This is a genomic window from Siccibacter colletis, assembly GCF_000696575.1.
In the GTDB taxonomy this organism is placed as follows: Bacteria; Pseudomonadota; Gammaproteobacteria; order Enterobacterales; family Enterobacteriaceae; genus Siccibacter; species Siccibacter colletis.
Window position 1 is genome coordinate 373,861 of the sequence record NZ_JMSQ01000006.1, and the last position, 23,921, is coordinate 397,781.

A 23,921-nucleotide genomic window follows, 5' to 3' on the forward strand; every position below is an offset into this window, starting at 1 on the left:
TAAGGGGGGGATGCGGTAAACGGTGGGTGCACTGCGTTTACCCACCCTACAACTAATGGTACGTCGCTAAACGGTGGGTGCGCTGCGCTTACCCACCCTACAACTACTGCCATCCCGTAGGGTGGGTAAGCAACGCGCACCCACCATAACAGCAGAAAGCAGGAGTTGAAGCGTGGACCCATCCGGCATCAAAACCGCCGCGCCGCAGGCGTTGAGTCCGGGCTGGCGGTCGGGAACCGCCAGAGGGCGCGAGCCCCGGGATGGGGTATCGCGCCCGACCGGGAGCGAAACGCCGGAGGCAAGGGCAGCCCGCAGGGCCGGTTTTAGTGGCCGGGAGCCGGGATGGTGAAGGGGGCGGCGGCGAGCCCCCTTCACCCGTTCACGTGCCCAGCATTCCCATGTAAGCGCGGTGCCTCGGTGAACGGAACCCTCACCGCAATCACATAGACCGCACACCACAAACGGCGGATGCACGTTAAAGGTGGGTGCACTCCGTTTACCCACCCTACATACCCACCACCACCACCTCGTTAGCGGAACATCACCTCAGCCCAGCGCGCCAGCCCGGCGGTGACCGAGCCGAAATCATCGCCGCCTGCAATCGGCGTATCCGGCAGCAGCTGCGCCAGCGCGGCTTTGATCAGCGGAGAGCGGGCGCTGCCGCCGGTCAGATAGATGACATCCGGTTTTTCGCTCGCCGAGCCCAGCGCCAGCGTCACCTGCTCCAGCACCCGGGCCAGCGGCTGCGCCAGGGCCAGTTCCAGCGCCTGCTGCGTCACTTCCACATCGAGATCGCTGCGAATAAACGGCAGTGCCGATACGGTGCGGGCGGTATTCGACAGCGCGATTTTAACCTCTTCCGCTTCACGCACCAGGCGGTAGCTCAGGCGTTCGCGCCATACTTTTTGCAGCAGCGCCACGCGCTCCGGCTCGCGGGCATCGCGGATTAAGCTCGCCAGCAGACGCCCCGTCGCGGTGCTGTAAAACTCGCTCTGGGCCGGAACATCGTTGATCGCCACCGCGTTCCACCACGGCAGGGCCGGCAGGGCGATGCCTTTCTCCGTCTGGCCGCCCATGCCCAGCTCCGGCATAAACTGCTTAAACGCCACGGCGATATCCAGGTCGTTACCGCCGATACGGCAGCCGCTGTGGCCGAGCAGGCTGGCCGCGCGATCGGCCTTAGCGCGCCACTGCGGCCCCATCAGCAGCAGTGAGCAGTCGGTGGTGCCGCCGCCGATATCCACAACCAGCACGCGTTTCTCGTCGCGCAGCGTGGCTTCGAAATCCAGCCCCGCCGCCACCGGTTCAAACTGAAACACCACATCTTTGAATCCGGCACGGTGCGCGGCGCGCTCCAGAATTCCCTGTGCCTGGACGTTGGCCTCTTCACCGCCGAGACCCTGGAAGTTGATCGGGCGACCAATCACCGCCTGACTAATCTCATCGCTGACCTGCTGCTGCGCGGTCTGGCGAATGTGCAGCATCATGGCGCATACCAGATCTTCAAATAGCGCGACCTGCTGCGGTTTGAGGCCGGTGGCGCCGAGAAAGGATTTGGGTGACTTAACGAACCAGACCTCTTGCGGGTCCTCGACATACTGCCCCAGCGCGCTCAGACCAAACTGCACGCTTGCCGGGGTGACCTCGATATCTTCATCGCGATTGAGATTCATTGCCCGGCGCAGCAGCGCGGCGTTCTCCTCGTTGCCGGTGGGCACGGCGTGGTGGCGGTGCAGCCACTCGCTCACCGCTTCACGGGTTGGCGCACCCAGCATCGACGGCAACAGGGTGGACTCATTTTCCAGACGCAGCAGGCGCGGCGCGCCGTTTTCCATGACCGCGACCGAACAGTTGGCGGTGCCGTAATCAAAACCAATAAACATCATCATCCCCATGCCGGTGAAGAAAGGGGGGCGACTTTAGCGAAATGTCGCGACGGCGGCAAATGGAATATAAAAGTGGGGCAGTATCAGCAGGTTGCCGCTAAGCTGGAACAGAATAACCAGGGAGACGCCATGTACATCTTGCCTTATACCCCGCCATACGACTGGCCGTGGATCCTCGGTTTTTTACGCGATCGTGCAGTAACAGGTATTGAACAGGTCGGAGAGAACCATTACAGCCGCAGCCTGGCGCTGGACGGGCATCAGGGGATTATCACCGTCACGCCGCATGCAGAGAAACCGGCGCTGGTGGTGACTTTGAGCGATGGGCTGCTGCCGGTTGCGAATCTGGCGCTGGCGAAGGTGGAGCAGCTGCTGGATCTCCGGCTCGACCCCACCGCAATGCTGGCCACGCTGGGCGAACTGGCGGCGGCGCGTCCGGGCCTGCGGCTGCCGGGCTGCGTGGACAGTTTTGAACAGGCGATCCGCGCCATCCTCGGGCAGCTGGTGAGCGTGGCGCTGGCGGCGAAGCTGACCGGCAAGCTCGCCGCGGCCTTTGGCACCCCCTGCGCGGGCCACGATGGCTGGCTGCTGTTTCCGGATGCCGCCACGCTGGCGCGGCTGGCACCGGAAACGGTAAAAACTATCGGCATTCCGCTCCAGCGCGCGCAGGCGATTGTTACCCTGGCGCAGGGCTGCGTCGCGGGAACCTTTCCGCTGGTGCGCCCTGAAAACGTCGAGCTGGGGGTAAAAGCGCTGATGACCTGGCCGGGGATTGGGCGCTGGACGGCAAACTACTATGCGATGCGCGGCTGGCAGGCACCGGACGTGTTCCTGCCGGATGATTATGCCATCAAGCAGCGTTTCGCCGGCATGACCCCGGCCACCATTCGTCGCTATGCGACGCGCTGGCAGCCGTGGCGGGCCTATGCTTTGCTGCACATCTGGTACAGCTCAGGCTGGCAGCCGGTTAATTAATCGCGAAGTAGCTGTTGTTGAGCAGCAGATCGAGCGGCTGCTGCGGGGCGATAGTGTCGCCATAGATGAGATCGATGCCGATCCCGGAGAGCGTATCCATCACCTGCGGCTGGTTAGCCGGGCCGGCAATGCTTTTCAGACCGAGGCGCTGGGCGTGGCCGTGGATGATAGTAACCATCATCTCGTCCATCAGGTTAGTGTGTACCCAGCTTACCAGTTCGGGATTGAGCATCACGTAATCGACCATGTCGTGGCTGAGCAGATTGAAAACTTCCAGATCGCGTCCGGTCTGATGGAGCACCAGCTGGCAGCCGGCCTCACGCAGCCGACGCAGATGGCGGCGCGGGGCATCATCCTCACGGTGCAGCGCTTCCGCCGGCACCAGAATATGCAGCAGGCGGGCGGGCAGGGTGCTGCCAGCCAGCATGGCGGCCAGTTCGTCGATAAAACTCTCCGAGGCCAGCCCCGCCGTGGAGAGCGGCAGGGCGATACCGAAGCCTTTCTGTGCCACCGGCGTACTCCACGTACTGAAAAATTCGCTGAAAACCCGACGATCGAGCGCCAGCATCAGGTCATTTTCACCGAGGGTGGCGCGGAACGCTTTCTCTTCCATCACATCACCGGTACTGGTCCAGAATTTCAGCGTCAGGGTATAGAAGGTGGCGGCCTCCGGCACTTTCGGGGAGGCCACGGCGCGGGCCAGCATCGCCATCGGGTTATCGTTGATCATGCGCCACTGCTCTTCGGGTGGCATATGGGCGCGTGCCGGATGCAGCCCCTGTTGCGGCTCGTAGACCGTGACCACGCCGCGACCATTATTCTTTGAGGCATAGCAGGCAATATCCGCCTGGGACATCACCTCCGAGGCCTGATTGTTGTGCTCATCAATCAGGGTGATCCCGGCGCTGGCACCGATACGATGGGTGCGGTTATCCCAGCTGAAGTGGTAATCATTGATAGCCTGAATCAATCTGGCGGAGATGGTGCGTGCGCTCTCAAGGTTGCAGTCGGGCAGCAGCAGACCAAACTCGTCGCCACCCAGACGCGCCAGCACGTCGCTGGTACGCAGCATGCTGAGCATCAGAGACGCCAGCTCGCGCAGCAGCGCATCCCCGGCAGCGTGTCCGGCGCTGTCATTCACCGCCTTAAAGCGGTCGAGATCGATAAACACCAGCGCATGCTGCTGGCGGGTTTCGCCCACGTTCAGCAGCAGGCGCTTGAGGTGATTTTCAAAGCTGACGCGGTTCGCCAGATGCGTCAGGCCATCATGTGAAGCGCTGTAGCTGAGCTGGCGCAGCATTTTACGCGATTCGGTAACGTCCTGAATTACCAGCACAAAGCCGATATTGTGGCCTTCGAGGGTGCTGAGCGGGGTAATGCTGTAGTGAATGTCGTAACTGCCACCGTTGCGGCAGTGCAGCACCACGTCCTGCTCAATGGCGGAGCGCGAGACGTCTCCACTATGGATATTTTCCATCGGCGGGCCGTTATCCCCGAAGGTGATGCGCAGTACCGATAAGACATGCTGGCCAATGGCACGATCCTGCTGCCAGCCGCTCATCTTCTCGGCCACCGGGTTCATAAAGTTGACCTTCATGTCGACGTCGGTACAGATCACCGCCTCGCCGATGGAGTCGAGGGTGATATGCAGCCGCTCTTTCTCCTGGAACAGCGCTTCGTTGAGCTGTTTTACCTCGGTCATGTCCATATTAATGCCGAGCAGACGCTCGACGTCACCCTGCTTGTTCACCACCCGGTTGGCGAGGGCGCGGATATGACGAATGCCGCCGTTGACCTTAATGCGAAACTCCAGCTTGAACGGCAGCCGCGCCCGCAGGGCTTCATTAATCACCGCTTCGGCCTGGGGAATATCCTCGCTGACCAGCCGCTCCTTCCACAACTGGTAGGTCGGGCGCACGTCCGGTGAGATGTCGTACAGCTCGAACATGCGCTTATCCCAGTTCAGGGTATCCGGGCCGAGATCCCACTCCCAGATGCCGATGCCGCCCGCCTCGTTGGCGAGGGTAATGCGCTCCATCAGCCGCTTGTTCATCCACTCGGTCTGCTTCAGGTCGGTGATGTCTTCAATTTGCGCAATGAAATAGAGCGGGGTGCCGTCGGTGTGACGCACCACCGACACCGCCAGCAGCGCCCAGACCACGTCGCCGCGACTGGTGTAGTAGCGCTTCTCCATCGAATAGCTGTTGATAATACCGGCACGCAGCTGATCGAGCTGCTCCAGATCCTTTTGCAAATCTTCCGGCCAGGTCAGCTGCTGAAACGTCAGGCGGTGCAGCTGCTCCTGGCTATAGCCCAGCAAGTTGCACAGCGCTTTGTTGGCCTGCAGGAACTGCCCTTCGTTCGACACCAGCGACATACCGATGGCGGAGTATTCCATCGCGTTACGAAAGCGCGCCTCGCTTTCGCCGATGTGCTTGCGCTCTTCGCGGAAAGCGTACATCACCATAGTCATCACGTTGGCGGGCAACAGGATCATCAGGAACGGCAGCCAGGGGGCGTTGAAGGTCATGGCGGGATGGGGAATATCCAGCAGCTCCGGGTTCGCCGCCATGATCATGGAGACCACCATCACGGTGGCGAGGAACACGGCAAAGGCTTCGAGACGCGGTAGGCGGATCGCGCTCCACATCAGCAGGACGATAATAAAGGTGAACGGCCACGGCAGATAATGCAGCGCTACCCAGCTCAGGGCGAGAGTGGCGATCAGCGTCAGCAGCGACTCCAGCAGCAGCCGCGGGTTGCGGTGACGCAGCAGATAGTGCGACTTAAACAGCAGCCCCAGCGGGATTAACGCCAGTGCACCGATGGATTCCGACAGCACCCACATAAAGAAGGTACGCAGCGAATCACCTTCATCGTTCAGCGCCATTAGCAGCAGGCCGCCGATCAGCGGCGGAACGATGGCGCCCCCCAGCGCCAGCCGCAGCCAGTTATTGAGATTCTGCAGCGGGTTGTACTGGGGCAGCAGGCGGCGCAGCAGCAGCGCGCCGATCGCCGCTTCCAGCGCGTTGAGTAAGGCGAACAGCAGGTTCAGCTTTTCCGGGGGGAACAGCGCCAGCGTGGCGGCGACGTTGCCGAGGGTGCAGGCCAGCGCAATGCCGGGCCACAGGCGGCCGGGATGGCGGAAGAACGCCACCATCATCACGGCGGTAGGGAACCAGAGCGGGGCCAGCATATTGCCGAACAGCGTCAGCTCCAGCGAAAACAGGGTGAAGGCAAAGGCCAGTAAACCTAAACTCACTACCCGCAAGACAGGATGGGGAACGGGGGCTAAAACGCGCGCTTTCTGTCTGTTCATTACCACGGGATCCGCAAAGGCTGTGCTGCCGAGAGTGAGCCCCGGATGCATAAAATTAATGGGTTTGGGCTATGCTAGTACAAACGATTTTCAATTCCTATTCCGCCCACCCATAATTTACCACCGCTTCACTATATTTTGCGCAACCCCCCCTGGAATCTTCCCAGCTGCGGAAATGTTGAGCAAAATCGTACACCTGGGCTTAACCTGGTTTTGCGTAACGGCGCGAGAATTCATCACTCTGCAGGCACTTCGGCTGGTATCAGCAGGCGGAAATCCCTATAATCGCCGCGTCAGACGCACCCGCGTCACCCTTCCTTAACTCTTGCTACAACCAGGTCGCTTATTTATGACTGACAAGTCTCATCAATGCGTCATCATCGGCATCGCCGGCGCATCGGCTTCAGGTAAAAGTCTTATCGCCAGCACGCTCTACCGTGAATTACGTGAACAGGTCGGTGATGAACACATTGGTGTCATTCCAGAAGACAGCTATTACAAGGATCAGAGTCATCTGTCGATGGAAGAGCGGGTTAAAACGAACTACGACCATCCGAACGCAATGGATCACAATCTTCTGTTCCAGCATCTGCAGACGCTCAAGCAGGGCAGCCCGATTGAATTGCCGGTTTACAGTTACGTTGAACACACCCGCACCAAAGAAACAATTCACATCAAGCCGAAGAAAGTCATTATCCTCGAAGGCATTCTGTTACTGACCGACGCGCGCCTGCGCCAGGAGTTGAGCTTCTCTATCTTCGTTGATACGCCGCTCGACATCTGCCTGATGCGCCGCATCAAGCGTGACGTCAACGAGCGTGGGCGCTCGATGGATTCCGTAATGAGCCAGTATCAGAAAACCGTACGCCCGATGTTCCTGCAGTTTATCGACCCTTCCAAGCAGTACGCCGATATCATCGTGCCGCGCGGTGGCAAAAACCGTATCGCGATTGATATTCTGAAAGCGAAAATCAGCCAGTTTTTTGAATAAATTCGGTAGATTGTGTACCGTTGAGGAAGGAGCGTTGCCGATCGCTGCGGCGTTCACACCTTCCGCAACGGTAAAACTGACGGCGCGTTATCCGTTTGCCGTCACCCTCTTCTTCGCAACAGCCAAGAAGCACGTAAGGAGAAAGTGCGATGCGTCTATGTGACCGCGATATTGAAGCCTGGCTTGATGATGGTCGTCTGGCGATTACCCCGCGCCCGCCGGTTGAGCGTATCAATGGTGCCACCGTGGACGTGCGGCTGGGCAATAAATTCCGTACCTTTAGCGGGCATACCGCGCCGTTTATCGACTTAAGCGGCCCGAAAGCGGAAGTGAGCGCCGCGCTCGATCGCGTGATGAGCGATGAAATCGTGCTGGATGAAGGCGAGGCCTTTTTCCTGCATCCCGGAGAACTGGCGCTGGCCGTTACCTTTGAGTCGGTGACGCTGCCTGCTGATCTGGTGGGCTGGCTTGACGGACGTTCGTCCCTGGCGCGTCTTGGCCTGATGGTCCACGTCACCGCGCACCGTATCGATCCGGGCTGGCAGGGCTGCATCGTGCTGGAGTTTTATAACTCCGGTAAGCTGCCGCTGGCGCTGCGCCCGGGTATGCTGATTGGCGCGTTAAGCTTTGAACCGCTCTCCGGCCCGGCGGCACGCCCCTATAACCGCCGTGAAGACGCGAAGTATCGCGACCAGCAGGGCGCGGTTGCCAGCCGTATCGATAAAGACTGATTGTCTGCCCCCACTCTGAGGATGCCATGAGACGACTTTTAACCACGCTGATGATTTTGCTGGTCGTACTGGTTGCCGGCCTGTCCGCGTTGGTGATGTTGGTGAATCCGAACGATTTCCGCGCCTATATGGTGCGGGAGGTGGAGGCGCGCAGCGGCTATCAGCTGAAGCTTGATGGCCCGCTACGCTGGCACGTCTGGCCCCAGCTCAGCATTTTGTCCGGCCGTATGTCACTGACCGCGCCCGGTGCCACCGATGCGCTGGTCAGCGCCGACAACATGCGCCTTGACGTGGCGCTCTGGCCGCTGCTCTCTCACCAGCTTCAGGTGCAGCAGGTGATGCTCAAAGGGGCCGTAATCCAGCTTACCCCGCAAAGTGAAGCGCGCCGTCCGGAAAATGCGCCGGTCGGCCCGCGCGATACCGTTCCCCATCAGGACACCGATCCCCGCTGGTCATTTGATATTGCGCGCCTGAAAGTCGCCGACAGTCTGCTGGTGTTCCAGCACGAAGGCGACGAGCAGGTCACGGTGCGCAATATCAATATTGATATGGAGCAGAACGATAAGCGGCAGGCCAGTATTGAGCTGAGCGGGCGCATCACCCGGGATCAGCGCGATCTGACGCTGGCGATGAGCGCCAGTCTCGACCGCAGCGACTACCCGCAGCGCCTCACCGCCGACATTTCACAGCTCGGCTGGCAGCTGCGCGGTGCCGGTCTGCCGCAGGACGGCATCAGCGGTCAGGCAAGCCTTCAGGCGCTGTGGCAGGAGCCGGTGAAAAAACTCTCCTTCAGCAATCTGGCGCTGACCGCCAATGACAGCGCGCTGAAAGGCGAGGGCAGCGTGGTGCTGGGCGATACGCCGCGCTGGATGCTGGATTTACGCTTCGACAAACTCAACCTTGAGAATCTGCTGGCATCCGATGCGGCGGCAGGCACTACGCCGGCTCAGAAAGGTCAGCAGGCGATGCCGGTGCGGGCGCGGCCGGTGATCTCCGCCGAAGCCGAACATGATGATTACCAGATGCTGCGCGGGTTTATTGCCGATGCCCGGCTGCAAGCCAACAGCGTGCGCTGGCGCGGGCTGGATTTCACCCAGGTAAATGCCGTCATGAAAAACAACGCCGGGCTGCTGGAGATCGGCACGCTTGATGGCGTTCTGGGCAACGGTCGTTTATCGCTTCCCGGCAAGCTTGATGCGCGCAGCGCGCAGCCATCAGCCGCTTTCCGTCCGGCCATCGATAATATTGAAATCGGCTCGGTGCTGAAGGCCTTCAATTATCCCATTGCGCTCACCGGGGCATTCTCCCTGCGCGGTGATTTCGCGGGCGATCGCATTGATGCTGAGGCGTTTCGCGACGGCTGGCGCGGTGAAGCCACGATTGAGATGGCCAACAGCCGCATGGAAGGGCTCAACTTCCAGCAGCTGGTGCAGCAGGCGGTTGAGCGCAGCAGCAGCAACGTCAGCGCGCAGCAGAATTACGACAACGCCACCTCGTTGGCCAGCCTCTCCGCCAGTGCGCGGCTGAATAACGGTCAGCTGCGTCTGGATCAGATGAAAGGCGAGTCCGCCATGCTGGCGCTGGAGGGCAACGGCCTGTTGGATCTGGTGAAAGAGCAGTGCGATACCCGCTTCAACGTGCGCGTCACCGATGGCTGGAAGGGCGACAGCGATTTGATTGCGCGCCTGAAAAAAACGGCGGTACCGCTGCGGGTTTACGGCCCGTGGCAGCAGCTGAGTTACAGTCTGGAAGTGGATCAGGTGCTGCGTAAACAGCTGCAGGACGAAGCGAAGCGCCGTCTCAACGAGTGGGCTGACCGGCACAAGAACAACGAAAAAAGCAAAGACGTGAAAGAGCTGATAGATAAACTCTGAGCCACGATGCTGACATGAAAAACGCCCCGTAAGGGGCGTTTTTTTATGGTGAAAGCGGCTGCGCAGTAAACGGTGGGTGCACTCCGTTTACCCACCCTACGTGTTGGAGATACGTGTAGGGTGGGTAAGCGTAGCGCACCCACCACAAAATCAAATTACCCATGCTGGAGGGGTGGCCCCATCCGGCATCAAAACCGCCGCGCCGGAGGCGTTGAGTCCGGGCTGGCGGTCGGGAACCGCCAGAGGGCGTGAGCCCCGGGATGGGGTATCGCGCCCGACCGGAAGCGAAACGCCGGAGGCAAGGGCAGCCCGCAGGGCCGGTTTTTTAGCCGGGAGCCGGGATGGTGAAGGGGGCGGCGGCGAGCCCCCTTCACCCGTTCACGAGGGGCGGTGTTTGCATGTGAACGCGGTGCCACGGTGAACGGAACCTTTGCCGCAATCACATAGACCTCATGCCAAAACGGTGGGTGCACGTTAAAGGTGGGTGCGCTACGCTTACCCACCCTACGATTATTGGTACGTCGCTAAACGGTGGGCGCACCACGCTTACCCACCCTACAAACACTCACACCTCATAATCCAGCGCGTCGTCGGCGACGAGCGGAACGATCTGGACCTTCTGCACCCGGTGGCTCTCAACGTCGAGCGTTTTAAGGATAAAGTCCCCGACCTGCACCTCTTCGCCCGGCGTCGGGATACGCTGCAGATACTCCATCAGTAGCCCGGCGATGGTGTGGTACTCCCGCTTCTCGTCCAGCGGTAGCGGCACGTGCTGCACCAGATCTTCCAGCGGCATATGCCCGTTGGCGGTCCAGCTGCCGTCGGCGTTTTTCTGAATATCGTGCCGGGCGTCGATCTCCGCCACTTCATTCGGCAGGTTACCGGCGATGGTTTCCATCACGTCGCTCAGCGTCACGACCCCCTCCACCGAACCGAACTCATCCACCACAAAGGCAAAGTGGGTGCGGGCGTTACGGAACTGCTCCAGCGCGCCCAGCAGCGGCAGCCCTTCCGGGAACACCAGCGGCTGGCGGATCAGCGGGCGCAGATCCAGCGGCTCGCCGTGCAGCGACTGCTCAAGCAGGTCGAGAATGTGCACCACGCCGAGTAAATCGTCATCCCCGCCGGTTACCACCAGCCGGGTATGCTGGTTTTTATCCAGCAGCGCGCGAATGTGCGCCTCGTCATCGTTCAGGTTGATGTGCTCAATATCGTGACGCGAAGTCATGATGCTGCTCACCGTGCGCTGGTTAAGATTCAGTACGCGCTCGATCATCAGCCGCTCTTGCGGGTTGAAAATCGCCTGGTCGTTGTGGTCTGCCAGCATGGAGGCGGTTTCCACATCCAGGTCGGCATCTTCCTTTTTACCGCTCAGCAGGCGCATAACCGCTTCGGTGGTGCGCTGGCGCAGCGTCTGGTTAGCCGAGAGCAGGAAACGGCGGCGATTGAAAATCGCCAGCTGGTTCAGGGCTTCGATCATCACCGAGAAACCGATGGCGGCGTACAGGTAGCCTTTGGGGATGTGGAAGCCAAACCCGTCCGCCACCAGGCTAAAGCCGATCATCAGCAGGAAGCTCAGGCAGAGAATAACGATGGTGGGATGGCTGTTCACGAAGCGGGTGAGGGCTTTGCTGGCGAGCAGCATCACCGAGATGGCAATCACTACTGCAGCCATCATCACCGGCAGGTGATCCACCATGCCCACCGCCGTGATCACCGAGTCGAGGGAGAACACCGCATCCAGCACCACGATTTGCGCGACCACCGCCCAGAATTTTGCGCCGCGCCGCTGGGTGGGGTTGTCACTGTCTTTGCCCTCCAGCCGCTCGTTGAGTTCGACCGTGGCTTTAAACAGCAGGAATAGCCCGCCCAACAGCATAATCAGGTCGCGAGCCGAGAAGCTCAGGTCCGAGACGGTAAACAGCGGGCTGGTCAACGTCACCAGCCAGGAGATGGAAGCCAGCAGCACCAGCCGCATCAGCATCGCCAGGATGAGGCCGGTGACGCGCGCCCGGTCGCGCTGCTCGCGCGGCAGCTTCTCTGCGAGGATGGCGATAAACACCAGGTTATCGATTCCGAGCACCAGTTCAATCACTACCAGCGTGACGAGACCGGCCCAGATTGAGGGATCGGCAATCCATTCCATAAGGCGTGGTTTCCTGCGTTAGTAAAAATGGGGCATGAGGGGGATCATGGATAACATCTTCATAAAAATCAATTTTAGTCCGCTTTTATAGCGCTGACCGAATAATGAGCAATAATCGCCACATTATATATTCCCGGCGCGCAACTTTATTGCTCCTTTTTTATCGCTGCTGCCAATAAGAATACTCCGTGCTTATCAGGTAAATGTTCTGACACTGCAAAATAATAGTCAAAGCCATAGTTTTCACCTGCAATATTGTCAACCTCAGGTTAATCCTAAATACGACAAAATGCGCGCTTCATATTAATCTTAAAATGCTATTTAAGGGTTTATGCCGCCTTGCCTGCGTATACGTTAGCTGTAACAATCCAATCAGTCTTAATGATTGCTTTGCGGGATTCGAGCGAGCGTTAAGCTGAAAATGTACCAAAGATGACGTTTACGTTAATTTTACGGGTAATAAGATAATTCTCTAATGCAGCTATTCTGCTGTTAAAGAACTATTTAACCTTTTGTTTATGCAGTGGATTGGTAACTGAAAGCCAAGGGCGGTAGCGTGCCTGAATACCTGCCAATAAGCCTCGATTATTCTGTCAATATGATAGCGGTAAATAAGCGTATTTTAGGACAGATTCCAGTTATATTTGGGCTCTGATGACTGCATTCTTGACACGCAAGTTATTGTCGTACGTTTATTTAAGTCCTCAGGATAATTACTCTGCCAAAGTGATAAATATTCAATGATGAAATCCAAACTAAAATTGATGCCATTATTGGTATCTGTAACCTTGATGAGTGGATGTACCGTGTTTCCGGGAAGCAATATGTCCACGCTAGGCAAGGATGTGATCAAGCAGCAGGATGCCAATTTTGATCTGGATCGGATGGTGAACGTTTATCCTTTGACCCCCCGACTCATCGAACAATTAAAACCGCGTCCTAACTTCGCTCAGCCGAACGCCAGCCTTGAGCAGGAAATTAACAACTATCAGTACCGTGTCGGTCCCGGCGACGTTATCAGCGTCACCGTATGGGACCACCCGGAGCTGACGACGCCGGCGGGGCAGTACCGTAGCTCCAGCGACACCGGTAACTGGGTGCAGTCCGACGGCACCATGTTCTATCCCTACATCGGTAAAGTGCACGTCGTGGGTAAAACCCTCGCCGAGATCCGCACGGAAATCACCGGCCGCCTCGCGCAATACATCAATGACCCTCAGGTCGACGTCAATATCGCCGCGTTCCGCTCACAGAAAGCCTATGTCTCAGGCCAGGTGAATAAGTCGGGCCAGCAGGCGATCACCAACGTGCCGCTGACGGTGCTGGATGCGATTAACGCCGCGGGCGGGCTGACGGAAAATGCCGACTGGCGCAACGTCGTGCTGACGCACAAAGGCCGCGAGCAGCGTATTTCCCTGCAGGCGCTGATGCAGAATGGCGATCTCAGCCAGAACCGTCTGCTCTATCCGGGCGACATCCTGTTCGTACCGCGCAATGACGATCTGAAAGTCTTCGTGATGGGTGAAGTGAAGAAACAGAGCACCCTCAAAATGGACTTCAGCGGCATGACCCTGACCGAAGCACTGGGCCAGGCGGAAGGGCTGGATATGACCACCTCCAACGCCAGCGGCATCTTCGTGATCCGTCCGCTGCGTCCGGAACAGAGCCGCGACGGCAAGATTGCCAGCATCTACCAGCTTGATATGTCTGATGCGACCTCGCTGATTATGGCCACCAACTTCAGGCTGCAACCGTATGACGTGGTGTATGTCACCACCGCACCGGTCGCGCGCTGGAACCGTCTGGTCAGCCAGCTGCTGCCAACCATCAGCGGTGTTCGTTATATGACGGATACAGCAAGCGATGTTCACAACTGGTAACGCCCATGTTTAACAAAATCTTAGTGGTGTGTGTGGGGAACATTTGTCGTTCCCCCACGGCGGAGCGCCTGCTCAGGCGCTACCAGCCGGAACTGACTGTGGAGTCAGCCGGGCTGGGGGCGCTGGTCGGAAAAGGGGCAGACGCTACCGCCATTGATGTCGCGCAGGCGCACGATCTTTCCCTGGAAGGGCACGTTGCGCGTCAGCTTACCGGACGTCTGTGCCGCGAATACGACCTGATCCTCGCCATGGAAAAACGCCATATCCATACGCTATGCGAAATGGCACCGGAGATGCGTGGCAAGGTGATGCTGTTCGGACACTGGGATAACGAACGCGAGATCCCGGACCCGTACCGCAAAAGCCGCGAGGCATTTGAAGCGGTCTATTCACTCCTTGACCATTCTGCCCGCAAGTGGGCGCATGCACTGAAAGCTCAGCAGGGATAACAATGACAGATCACGTGAGACATTCTGCCGCCTCGAGTGAAGGCAACGATGAAATTGATATCGGCCGTCTGATAGGGACAGTTATCGAGGCGCGCTGGTGGGTGCTGGGGATCACCGCGCTGTTTGCGCTGGCGGCCCTGGTGTATGTGATGTTCGCCACGCCAATCTACAGCGCCGATGCGATGGTGCAGATTGAGCAGAACTCCGGCAACTCGCTGGTGCAGGACATTAACAGCGCGCTGAGCAACAAGCCGCCGGCGTCGCAGGCGGAAATTCAGCTCATCACCTCTCGTCTGGTGCTGGGTAAAACGGTAGACGATCTGAACCTCGATATCGCGGTGCAGAAAAACAGCTTCCCGATCTTTGGCGCTGGCTGGGATCGCCTGATGGGACGCGCCAACGACACGGTGTCGGTCACCACCTTTAACCTGCCTAAAGGCACGGCAAATGACGTGTTCACCCTGGAGGTGCTGGGGCCGAAACAGTATGAGCTGACCAGCGATGCGGGCTTCAGCGCCCGGGGCGAAGTAGGCCAGCCGCTGAATAAAAACGGCGTCAGCATCACGGTGAGCGAGATCAAGGCCGCGGAAGGCAGCACCTTTACCGTTACCAAATACTCCACCCTCGGCATGGTTAACCAGCTGAAAAACAATCTGGTTGTGACCGAGAACGGTAAGGATTCCGGGGTACTGAGCCTGACCTACACCGGTGAGGACCGCGACCAGATCCGCGACATCCTTAACAGCATTACCCGCAACTACCTTGAGCAGAACGTGCAGCGCAAGTCAGAAGAGGCGGCGAAAAGCCTTGCCTTCCTGGCGAAGCAGCTGCCGGAAGTGCGTCACAACCTCGATGTTGCGGAGAACAAGCTGAACGCCTTCCGTCAGGATAAAGACTCGGTTGACCTGCCGCTGGAAGCAAAAGCGGTGCTGGATTCGATGGTCAATATCGACGCCCAGCTTAATGAGCTGACCTTTAAAGAAGCGGAAATCTCCAAGCTCTATACCAAAGCGCACCCGGCGTACCGCACGCTGCTGGAAAAACGCCAGGCGCTGGAAGATGAGAAAGCACGTCTGAACGACCGTGTGACGGCGATGCCGAAAACCCAGCAGGAGATCGTGCGTCTGACCCGCGACGTGGAGTCCGGTCAGCAGGTCTACATGCAACTGCTCAACAAGCAGCAGGAGCTGAAGATCACCGAAGCGAGCACCGTGGGCGATGTGCGTATCGTTGACCCGGCGATTGCTCAGCCGGGCATCGTGAAGCCGAAACGCGCCCTGATTATTCTGGGTGCCATCATCCTCGGCCTTCTGCTCTCCATCGTGGGTGTACTGCTGCGCTCGCTGTTTAACCGCGGTATCGAAAGCCCGCAGGTGCTGGAAGAGGCCGGGATCAGCGTCTACGCCAGCATCCCGCTCTCCGAGTGGCAGAAGGCGCGTGATAACGTGCAAACCACCAAAGGGGTTAAGCGGTACAAGCAGAGTCAGCTGCTGGCGGTGGGGAACCCAACCGATCTGGCCATCGAAGCGATTCGTAGCCTGCGTACCAGTCTGCACTTCGCCATGATGCAGGCCAGCAACAACGTGCTGATGATGACCGGGGTCAGCCCGTCTATCGGTAAAACCTTTGTCTGCGCCAACCTCGCGGCGGTGATTAGCCAGACCAACAAGCGCGTGCTGCTGATCGACTGCGACATGCGTAAGGGCTATACCCACGAACTGCTGGGTACCAACAACGTCAACGGGCTGTCCGATATTCTGGCAGGCATGGGGGAAGTCTCGCAGTGTGCGAAGCCGACCTCCATCCCGAACTTTGACCTGGTGCCGCGTGGTCAGGTGCCGCCGAACCCGTCTGAGCTGCTGATGAGCGAGCGCTTCACCCAGCTGGTGGAGTGGGCGAGCAAAAACTATGACCTGGTGCTGATCGATACCCCGCCAATCCTGGCGGTGACCGATGCCGCGGTGGTAGGGCGTCATGCCGGTACCACCCTGATGGTGGCCCGTTATGCGGTCAACACCCTGAAAGAGGTGGAAACCAGCCTCAGCCGCTTCGAGCAGAACGGTATTCAGGTGAAAGGGGTGATCCTCAACTCCATCTTCCGCCGCGCCACCGGCTACCAGGATTACGGTTATTACGAGTACGAGTACAAGTCGGACAAAAAATAACCGGTCGTCTTTCCCTCATCCCACACCTCCCCTGAACGTGACGTGTCTGCACCCTCTCCCGCCGGGAGAGGGGCGGGGTGAGGGTGACGCTGCCGGAATACAACAATAAAACCGGGTGAGGGTGGCCACACCCATCGTAAAAATTAACCACATCGGGGAACGGAATATGACCAGCACATCGCGCCCGCTCATTTCAATCTATATGCCGACATGGAACCGTCAGCAACTGGCTATCCGCGCTATCAAATCCGTGCTGCGCCAGGATTACGACAACTGGGAAATGATCATCGTTGATGACTGCTCCGCGGCGTACGAACAGCTGCAGCAGTTTGTGGACGAGCTGGGGGATCCGCGCGTGACGTACATCCGCAACGATTACAACTCCGGCGCCTGCTCGGTACGTAACCAGGCGATCCTCAAGTCGAAGGGAACCTTTATCACCGGCATCGATGATGATGACGAGTGGACCCCGAATCGCCTGTCGGTATTCCTGGCGCACAAAGACAAGCTGCAGACCCACGCGTTCCTGTATGCCAATGACTACATGTGCGAAGGCCAGGTTTACTCCCAGCCCACCAGTCTGCCGCTTTACCCGAAATCGCCCTGGTCGCTGAAGCTGTTCTTCAAGCGCAACATTGTCGGCAACCAGGTGTTTACCTTCGCCTGGCGCTTCAAAGAGTGCCTGTTCGACGTCCATCTGATGGCCGCGCAGGATTACGACATCTTCCTGCGTATGGTGCTGCAGTACGGCGAGCCGTTCAAAGTGGAAGAGGCGACGCAGATCCTGCACGTTAACCACGGCGAAATGCAGATCACCAAATCGGCGAAGAAGTTTGCCGGTTATTTCAATTTCTATCGCAAACACAAGCATGTATTTGACCGCGCCAGCAAGAAATACCAGCTGTTTACGCTGTATCAGATCCGCAACAAGCAGATGAGCTTCCGTACCCTGCTGACGCTGCTGAGCGTGCGTAACACCAAGCGCCTGACTGACGGACTGCGGAGTAAGTAATGATAATGGAAGATCTGCGCGCCAATAGCTGGAGCCTGCGCCCGTGCTGCATGGTGATCGCTTACCGCATCGCTCATTTCTGCTCGGTATGGCGTAAAAAACACGTCATTAACAATATCTGGGCCGCGCCGGTGCTGGTGCTCTACCGGTTCATTACCGAATGCCTGTTCGGCTACGAAATTCAGGCTGCGGCTACCATCGGACGTCGTTTCACCATCCACCACGGCTACGCGGTGGTAATCAATAAAAACGTCGTTGCCGGGGATGATTTCACCATCCGTCACGGCGTCACCATTGGCAACCGCGGCCCGGACAGCCTCGCCTGCCCGAAAATCGGAAACGGCGTGGAGCTGGGCGCTAACGCCATTCTGATTGGTGACATCACCATCGGTAACAACGTGATTGTCGGTGCTGGCAGCGTGGTAGTGACCGACGTACCGGATAACGCGCTGGTGGTCGGCGAAAAAGCAAAAATTAAGGTGATCGCGTGAATATCCTGCAATTTAACGTGCGTCTCGCGGAAGGCGGGGCGGCAGGCGTCGCGCTCGATCTGCATCAGCGTGCGCTCAACCAGGGGATGCACTCCCGCTTTATTTATGGCTATGGCAAGGGCGGTAAAAAGAGCGTCAGCCATGACCAGTTCCGCCAGGTGGAAAAACAGACCCCGCGTCTGGTGTCGATGGCGAACATTGCGCTGTTCCGCTTCTTCAACCGCGACCTGTTCGGCAACCTCAATAATCTCTACCGCCAGATCGTCGGCACGCATGGACCGGTGGTGCTGCACTTCCACGTGCTGCACAGCTACTGGCTGAATCTCGATGAGGTGGTGAAATTCTGCCACCGCCTGCGCGCCCATAAAGCCGATGTCACCTTTGTCTGGACGCTGCACGATCACTGGAGCGTCACCGGACGCTGTGCGTTTCTGGACGGCTGCGACGGCTGGAAGCGCGGCTGCGTTAAATGCCCGACGCTCAGCAACTACCCGCCGGTAAAAGTGGATCGCGCCCGCCAGCTGGTGGATGACAAGCGCCGCTGCTTCACCGAAATGCTCGCCCTCGGCTGCCAGTTTATCTCTCCAAGCCAGCATGTGGCGGAGGCGTTCAACAGCCTCTACGGGGCAGGGCAGTGCAAGATTATCAACAACGGCATCGACGTCGCGACCGAAGCGATTCTGGCCGAGCTGCCGGAGCCGCCGGCGCGCGTCGGCACGCCGAAAATCGCGGTCGTGGCGCACGACCTGCGCTACGACGGCAAAACCAATCAGAAGCTGGTCAGCGAGATGGTCGCCCTCGGCGACAAGATCGAAGTGCACACCTTCGGCAAATTCTCGCCGTTTGAGGGGGCCAACGTGGTGAACCACGGCTTCCTGACCGACAAAAAGAAACTGATGAGCGAGCTGAATCAGATGGATGCCCTGGTGTTCAGCTCGCGGGTGGATAACTACCCGCTGATCCTGTGCGAAGCGCTCTCCATCGGCGTACCGGTGATTGCCACCCACAGCGAGGCGGCGGAAGAGGTATTGCGCAAGTCGGGCGGCGTCACCGTCGATGACGATAAGGTGTTGTCCCTGGTGCAGCGCAATAAAGCGGAGATCGCCCAGGCGATTTTTGGCACGGAGCTGGCGACGTTTCGCGCGCGCAGCCGTGAGGCGTACAGCGGAAAACAGATGCTGGAGGAATATGTCTCGTTCTATCAGGGTCTGTAGCTATCTGCTGCTGCCGTTTATCTATCTGGTGGTCAATATCAAGATCGCCCAGCTGGGCGAAAGTTTTCCGATCACCATCGTCACCTTCCTGCCGCTGCTGCTGTTGCTGTACGTAGAGAAGATCAACCTTAAAAAGCTGATGATTGGCCTGGGGATTGGTGCCGGCTTAACGCTGTTTAACTACCTGTTTGGCCGCTCGCTGGATGCCAGTAAGTACGTGACCTCCACCATGCTGTTCGTCTATCTGGTGATCATCATCAGTATGGTGTGGGCGATCCGCTTCAAAACCATCTCGGCGCGCAACCACAAGAAAATCCTGCGGCTGTTTTACGTGGTGATCACGCTGGTGGTAGGCCTGGCAGCAGTGGAAATGGCGGAAATTATTCTCACCGGCGGCAGCAGTTTAATTGAAGCAATTTCGAAATATCTTATTTACAGTAACAGCTATGTTCTGAATTTTATTAAGTTTGGCGGCCGACGCACCACCGCGTTCTATTTCGAACCGGCGTTTTTTGCTCTGGCGTTAATCTCAATTTGGCTCTGCATCAAACAGTTTGGTATCAAAACGCCGAAAACCGATGGTATGATCCTTGCCGGAATAGTGTTATCCGGATCGTTTTCAGGGGTAATGACGTTCATCATTTTCTATCTGCTGGAATGGGCGTTTCAATATCTTAATAAAAGTGCCATCAGAAAGAAATTGCCGCTGGCAATAATCTCTCTGGGTGTCTTTATCGTCGGGCTGGTATTTGCGTTTCCGTATATTGCGGACCGCCTCGGCGATCTGGGAACGGAAGGGTCGTCATCATATTATCGTATCATTGGTCCGCTGGCGATGGTCGGCTACTCATTAACCAATATCGATGGTGTGGTACGTTTCGGTTCACTTTATGAATATGTTGCATCATTCGGAATTTTTAACGGTGCGGATGTCGGTAAAACCATAGACAATGGCCTCTACCTGCTCATCATCTATTTCTCATGGTTTGCAGTGTTGCTGGCTTGCTGGTTCATGTACAAGATTTTGAAAATGGCGCGAAACGCATTTGGCAATAACCAAAACTTTCGTGTTCAGCTCTACTTGTTCACACCGGTCTCGCTCTTTTTTACCGGTTCGATATTTAGCCCGGAATATGCGTTCTTAATTGTCTGTCCGTTTATTCTGAGAAAAGCGTTAAAAATCGCTGATTCCTGATGAGGTATGCCGAAATGTTATTAAGCGTTATTACTGTCGCCTGGAAAAATTACGAAGGGGTGGTGAAAACCTGGCAGTCGCTGGCGCATCTGGCGAAGGCAACGGACATTACCTTTGAGTGGATTGTCGTCGACGGCGGCTCCGGTGACGGCACCGCAGGTTTCCTCGAAAACCTCAACGGACAGTACAACTTACGTTACATCAGCGAAAAAGATAACGGTATTTATGATGCCATGAATAAAGGCATCAACATGGCCGAAGGCCGCTTTGCAATCTTCCTCAACTCCGGCGATGTGTTCCACGAAGACGTCAGTGACGTGGTGCGCGAACTCGCCAGTAAGCCGCAGTCCGAGCGCGCCATGTATATTGGCGATGCGCTGCTTGATTTTGGTGACGGCACAAAAATTCGCCGCAGTGCGAAACACGGCTGGTATATTTATCACAGCCTGCCGGCCAGCCATCAGGCAATCTTCTTCCCGGTCGATGGACTAAAGCGCCACCCCTACGATTTACAATATAAAGTCTCATCCGATTATGCGCTGGCCGCCAGCCTGTATAAATCAGGCTATGCCTTTAAACGAATTAAAGGCCTCGTGTCTGAATTTTCGATGGGCGGTGTATCCACCTCTAATAATATGGAACTCTGTCGCGACGCAAAAAATGTACAGCGTAAAATATTACGTGTGCCGGGCTTCTGGGCAGAATTATCTTATTTATTACGGATGCGCACCACCGGTAAGACAAAAGCCTTATATCACAAAGCGTAAACCATATTTAAGAATATCCTTACGCGGTTAATATAGGGAAATACTATGCAAAATTTAAGAGGATTCTCGGTGCCTGCGGGCTTCCGGGGTGGCAATGCTATTAAAGTTCAACTCTGGTGGGCGGTGCAGGCCACGTTATTTGCCTGGTCTCCGCAAATAGCCTACCGCTGGCGAGCCTTTTTATTACGTCTGTTTGGTGCCCGTATTGGTAAGAATGTGGTTATTCGTCCATCGGTAAAAATAACCTACCCGTGGAAATTAACCCTCGGCGATTACGCCTGGGTTGGCGACGACGCGGTGCTGTATACCCTAGGCGATATTACCATCGGTGCCAACGCGGTGGTTTCTCAGAAATGTTATCTGTGCACCGGCAGCCATGACTATTTAAGCGAGCACTTTGATATTACCGCCACGCCGATTGTGATTGGCGAGAAGTGCTGGCTGGCCACCGATGTGTTTGTGGCACCCGGCGTGACCATTGGCGATACCACCGTGGTCGGTGCCCGCAGCAGCGTCTTTAAATCTTTACCGCCGAACGTGGTGTGTCGGGGTAACCCGGCCGTCATCGTGCGGCAACGCGTTCCCGATGAAACGGGACATGATTTGACCCCTCAGGAAAGAGGGGACCGGGGTGAGAGTGGACTCTCACCGCAAGCGCCTGAACAGGGCAACACGAAATCCGCCTTTTTTGAAAACGTCTAAGGCATAGTCGAATAACAGAGGAAATGAAACCATGAGTAAAGTTGCTCTCATCACAGGTGTAACCGGTCAGGATGGCTCCTACCTTGCTGAACTTCTGCTGGAAAAAGGCTATGAAGTGCACGGTATTAAGCGTCGTGCATCGTCCTTTAATACCGAGCGCGTGGATCACATCTATCAGGATCCGCACAGCAACAACCCGAAATTCCACCTGCACTACGGCGATCTGACGGATACCTCCAACCTGACCCGTATCCTGCAGGAAGTGCAGCCGGACGAAGTGTACAACCTGGGCGCGATGAGCCACGTTGCGGTCTCCTTCGAATCCCCGGAATACACCGCGGATGTGGATGCGATGGGTACCCTGCGTCTGCTGGAAGCCATTCGTTTCCTCGGCCTTGAGAAGAAAACCCGTTTCTACCAGGCGTCTACCTCTGAGCTGTACGGTCTGGTGCAGGAAATCCCGCAGAAAGAGACCACTCCGTTCTACCCGCGCTCTCCATATGCGGTTGCAAAACTCTACGCTTACTGGATCACCGTGAACTACCGTGAATCCTATGGCATGTATGCCTGCAACGGCATTCTGTTCAACCACGAATCCCCGCGTCGCGGCGAAACCTTCGTGACCCGCAAAATCACCCGCGCTATCGCCAATATCGCTCAGGGCCTGGAATCCTGCCTGCACCTCGGCAACATGGACTCCCTGCGTGACTGGGGCCATGCCAAAGACTACGTGAAAATGCAGTGGATGATGCTGCAGCAGGAGCAGCCGGAAGACTTCGTTATTGCGACAGGCGTGCAGTACTCCGTACGTCAGTTCGTTGAGATGGCTGCTGCACAGCTCGGCATCAAACTGCGCTTCGAAGGCACCGGCGTTGACGAGAAAGGCATCGTGGTTTCCGTTACCGGTCACGACGCACCGGGCGTGAAGCCGGGCGACGTTATCGTTCAGGTTGACCCGCGCTACTTCCGTCCTGCTGAAGTGGAAACCCTGCTCGGCGACCCGACCAAAGCACACGAAAAACTGGGCTGGAAACCGGAAATCACCCTGCAGGAAATGGTCTCCGAGATGGTTGCCAAAGATCTCGAAGCGGCGAAAAAACACTCGTTGCTTAAGTCTCATGGCTACGAGGTTGCCATCGCGCTGGAGTCCTGAGCATGAAAAAACAACGTGTCTTCGTTGCCGGCCACCGCGGAATGGTGGGGTCGGCCATCGTACGCCAGCTCGAACAGCGTGACGATGTAGAGCTGGTGCTGCGCAATCGTGATGAGCTCAACCTGCTGGACAGCGGGGCGGTGAACGCCTTCTTCGCTGAGCAGCAGATTGACCAGGTTTACCTGGCGGCGGCGAAAGTGGGCGGTATTGTGGCGAACAATACCTACCCGGCCGACTTCATCTACGAAAACATGATGATCGAGAGCAACATCATTCACGCGGCTCACCTGAACAACGTGAACAAGCTGCTGTTCCTCGGCTCATCCTGTATTTACCCGAAGCTGGCGAAACAGCCTATCGCCGAGAGCGAACTGCTGCAGGGGACGCTGGAGCCGACCAACGAGCCGTACGCGATTGCCAAAATCGCCGGGATCAAGCTGTGCGAGTCCTATAACCGCCAGCACGATCGCGATTACCGCTCGGTGATGCCGACCAACCTGTACGGGCCGAACGACAACTTCCACCCGAGCAACTCGCATGTCATTCCGGCGCTGCTGCGCCGCTTCCATGAAGCGACCGGGCAGAACGCGCCTGACGTGGTGGTGTGGGGGAGCGGTACGCCGATGCGCGAGTTCCTGCACGTGGATGACATGGCAGCGGCCAGCATTCACATCATGGAGCTGGACCGCGAGGTATGGCAGGAGAACACCGAACCGATGCTGTCGCACATCAACGTCGGCACCGGGGTGGACTGCACCATTCGCGAACTGGCGCAGACCATCGCCCAGGTCACGGGTTACAAGGGCCGCGTGGTGTTTGATGCCACCAAGCCGGACGGCACACCGCGCAAACTGCTCGACGTCACCCGTCTGCACGCGCTGGGCTGGTATCACGAGATCTCGCTGGAAGCGGGTCTGGCCAGCACCTATCAGTGGTTCCTTGAAAACCAGAACCGGTTCCGGGGGTAAGGG

Annotated in this window: 17 protein-coding genes and 1 pseudogene; 15 read left to right on the top strand and 3 right to left on the bottom strand. The window is 57.5% G+C overall.

Going from position 1 to position 23,921, the window contains the following annotated elements; translation table 11 throughout:
- Positions 1 to 530 precede the first annotated feature (530 nt).
- The gene (gene yegD, locus ET34_RS0107415; RefSeq protein WP_031520809.1) at positions 531 to 1,883 is read right to left on the bottom strand and encodes a molecular chaperone; all 1,353 of its coding nucleotides are present in this window, start codon (positions 1,881 to 1,883) and stop codon (positions 531 to 533) included.
- Between the two features lie 132 nt (positions 1,884 to 2,015).
- Here yegD and alkA point away from each other — a divergent pair, with 132 nt between their 5' ends.
- Positions 2,016 to 2,861 carry a DNA-3-methyladenine glycosylase 2 gene (alkA, locus tag ET34_RS0107420; RefSeq protein WP_031520811.1) on the top strand — a complete coding sequence of 282 codons (846 nt, stop codon included), beginning with the start codon at positions 2,016 to 2,018 and terminating at the stop codon, positions 2,859 to 2,861.
- On the opposite strand, the gene ET34_RS0107425 is transcribed toward alkA, so the two are convergent.
- On the bottom strand, positions 2,854 to 6,180 hold the full coding sequence (locus tag ET34_RS0107425; protein ID WP_031520813.1) for a diguanylate cyclase: 3,327 nt from the start codon (positions 6,178 to 6,180) through the stop codon (positions 2,854 to 2,856). The genes alkA and ET34_RS0107425 overlap by 8 nt on opposite strands.
- 349 nt (positions 6,181 to 6,529) lie before the next feature.
- Here ET34_RS0107425 and udk point away from each other — a divergent pair, with 349 nt between their 5' ends.
- The 3 genes from udk (at position 6,530) to asmA (ending at position 9,776) form a co-directional block, all read left to right on the top strand.
- A complete protein-coding gene (gene udk, locus ET34_RS0107430; protein ID WP_031520815.1) occupies positions 6,530 to 7,171 on the top strand; it encodes a uridine kinase in 642 nt (213 codons plus the stop codon).
- Positions 7,172 to 7,320: 149 nt separating this feature from the next.
- On the top strand, positions 7,321 to 7,902 hold the full coding sequence (gene dcd, locus ET34_RS0107435) for a dCTP deaminase (RefSeq protein ID WP_031520817.1): 582 nt from the start codon (positions 7,321 to 7,323) through the stop codon (positions 7,900 to 7,902).
- A 26-nt stretch (positions 7,903 to 7,928) separates the two neighbouring features.
- Positions 7,929 to 9,776 carry an outer membrane assembly protein AsmA gene (gene asmA, locus ET34_RS0107440; protein ID WP_031520819.1) on the top strand — a complete coding sequence of 616 codons (1,848 nt, stop codon included), beginning with the start codon at positions 7,929 to 7,931 and terminating at the stop codon, positions 9,774 to 9,776.
- Positions 9,777 to 10,341: 565 nt separating this feature from the next.
- Here the strand turns inward: asmA and ET34_RS0107445 are convergent.
- A complete protein-coding gene (locus ET34_RS0107445; protein ID WP_031520821.1) occupies positions 10,342 to 11,922 on the bottom strand; it encodes a TerC family protein in 1,581 nt (526 codons plus the stop codon).
- 740 nt (positions 11,923 to 12,662) lie between these two features.
- Here ET34_RS0107445 and ET34_RS0107450 point away from each other — a divergent pair.
- The 11 genes and pseudogenes from ET34_RS0107450 to fcl all read left to right on the top strand — a co-directional run bounded on the left by ET34_RS0107450 (position 12,663) and on the right by fcl (position 23,918).
- Entirely contained in the window at positions 12,663 to 13,802 is a 1,140-nt protein-coding gene (locus ET34_RS0107450) for a polysaccharide export protein (protein ID WP_031520823.1), read from the top strand.
- 5 nt (positions 13,803 to 13,807) lie between these two features.
- A complete protein-coding gene (wzb, locus tag ET34_RS0107455; RefSeq protein ID WP_031520825.1) occupies positions 13,808 to 14,251 on the top strand; it encodes a low molecular weight protein-tyrosine-phosphatase Wzb in 444 nt (147 codons plus the stop codon).
- Positions 14,252 to 14,253: 2 nt separating this feature from the next.
- On the top strand, positions 14,254 to 16,416 hold the full coding sequence (gene wzc, locus ET34_RS0107460) for a tyrosine-protein kinase Wzc (protein WP_031520827.1): 2,163 nt from the start codon (positions 14,254 to 14,256) through the stop codon (positions 16,414 to 16,416).
- A 166-nt stretch (positions 16,417 to 16,582) separates the two neighbouring features.
- Complete coding sequence (gene wcaA, locus ET34_RS0107465) at positions 16,583 to 17,428, top strand: colanic acid biosynthesis glycosyltransferase WcaA (protein ID WP_031520829.1); 846 nt, start codon at positions 16,583 to 16,585, stop codon at positions 17,426 to 17,428.
- A gap of 2 nt (positions 17,429 to 17,430) precedes the next feature.
- Complete coding sequence (wcaB, locus tag ET34_RS0107470) at positions 17,431 to 17,919, top strand: colanic acid biosynthesis acetyltransferase WcaB (RefSeq protein ID WP_031520831.1); 489 nt, start codon at positions 17,431 to 17,433, stop codon at positions 17,917 to 17,919.
- Positions 17,916 to 19,133 carry a colanic acid biosynthesis glycosyltransferase WcaC gene (gene wcaC / locus ET34_RS0107475; protein WP_031520832.1) on the top strand — a complete coding sequence of 406 codons (1,218 nt, stop codon included), beginning with the start codon at positions 17,916 to 17,918 and terminating at the stop codon, positions 19,131 to 19,133. Before wcaB ends, wcaC begins: the two co-directional genes overlap by 4 nt.
- Positions 19,108 to 20,328, top strand: a complete 1,221-nt coding sequence (gene wcaD, locus ET34_RS0107480; protein WP_031520834.1) for a colanic acid polymerase WcaD — start codon at positions 19,108 to 19,110, stop codon at positions 20,326 to 20,328. The genes wcaC and wcaD overlap by 26 nt, the downstream gene beginning before the upstream one ends.
- 14 nt (positions 20,329 to 20,342) lie before the next feature.
- Positions 20,343 to 21,095, top strand: a complete 753-nt coding sequence (wcaE, locus tag ET34_RS0107485) for a colanic acid biosynthesis glycosyltransferase WcaE (RefSeq protein WP_031520836.1) — start codon at positions 20,343 to 20,345, stop codon at positions 21,093 to 21,095.
- 45 nt (positions 21,096 to 21,140) lie between these two features.
- Positions 21,141 to 21,686, top strand: a pseudogene (gene wcaF / locus ET34_RS0107490) (colanic acid biosynthesis acetyltransferase WcaF); the annotation flags it as partial.
- Positions 21,687 to 21,828: 142 nt separating this feature from the next.
- Positions 21,829 to 22,950 carry a GDP-mannose 4,6-dehydratase gene (gmd, locus tag ET34_RS0107495; RefSeq protein ID WP_031520840.1) on the top strand — a complete coding sequence of 374 codons (1,122 nt, stop codon included), beginning with the start codon at positions 21,829 to 21,831 and terminating at the stop codon, positions 22,948 to 22,950.
- 2 nt (positions 22,951 to 22,952) lie between these two features.
- Entirely contained in the window at positions 22,953 to 23,918 is a 966-nt protein-coding gene (fcl, locus tag ET34_RS0107500) for a GDP-L-fucose synthase (RefSeq protein WP_031520842.1), read from the top strand.
- Positions 23,919 to 23,921: the final 3 nt, after the last annotated feature.

What these genes read in the sequence shown, in the direction of transcription:
- yegD (WP_031520809.1), bottom strand. Translation starts at nt 1,883, where the DNA reads ATGTTTATTGGTTTTGATTACGGCACCGCCAACTGTTCGGTCGCGGTC.
- alkA (WP_031520811.1), top strand. Translation starts at nt 2,016, where the DNA reads ATGTACATCTTGCCTTATACCCCGCCATACGACTGGCCGTGGATCCTC.
- ET34_RS0107425 (WP_031520813.1), bottom strand. Translation starts at nt 6,180, where the DNA reads ATGAACAGACAGAAAGCGCGCGTTTTAGCCCCCGTTCCCCATCCTGTC.
- udk (WP_031520815.1), top strand. Translation starts at nt 6,530, where the DNA reads ATGACTGACAAGTCTCATCAATGCGTCATCATCGGCATCGCCGGCGCA.
- dcd (WP_031520817.1), top strand. Translation starts at nt 7,321, where the DNA reads ATGCGTCTATGTGACCGCGATATTGAAGCCTGGCTTGATGATGGTCGT.
- asmA (WP_031520819.1), top strand. Translation starts at nt 7,929, where the DNA reads ATGAGACGACTTTTAACCACGCTGATGATTTTGCTGGTCGTACTGGTT.
- ET34_RS0107445 (WP_031520821.1), bottom strand. Translation starts at nt 11,922, where the DNA reads ATGGAATGGATTGCCGATCCCTCAATCTGGGCCGGTCTCGTCACGCTG.
- ET34_RS0107450 (WP_031520823.1), top strand. Translation starts at nt 12,663, where the DNA reads ATGATGAAATCCAAACTAAAATTGATGCCATTATTGGTATCTGTAACC.
- wzb (WP_031520825.1), top strand. Translation starts at nt 13,808, where the DNA reads ATGTTTAACAAAATCTTAGTGGTGTGTGTGGGGAACATTTGTCGTTCC.
- wzc (WP_031520827.1), top strand. Translation starts at nt 14,254, where the DNA reads ATGACAGATCACGTGAGACATTCTGCCGCCTCGAGTGAAGGCAACGAT.
- wcaA (WP_031520829.1), top strand. Translation starts at nt 16,583, where the DNA reads ATGACCAGCACATCGCGCCCGCTCATTTCAATCTATATGCCGACATGG.
- wcaD (WP_031520834.1), top strand. Translation starts at nt 19,108, where the DNA reads ATGTCTCGTTCTATCAGGGTCTGTAGCTATCTGCTGCTGCCGTTTATC.
- wcaE (WP_031520836.1), top strand. Translation starts at nt 20,343, where the DNA reads ATGTTATTAAGCGTTATTACTGTCGCCTGGAAAAATTACGAAGGGGTG.
- gmd (WP_031520840.1), top strand. Translation starts at nt 21,829, where the DNA reads ATGAGTAAAGTTGCTCTCATCACAGGTGTAACCGGTCAGGATGGCTCC.
- fcl (WP_031520842.1), top strand. Translation starts at nt 22,953, where the DNA reads ATGAAAAAACAACGTGTCTTCGTTGCCGGCCACCGCGGAATGGTGGGG.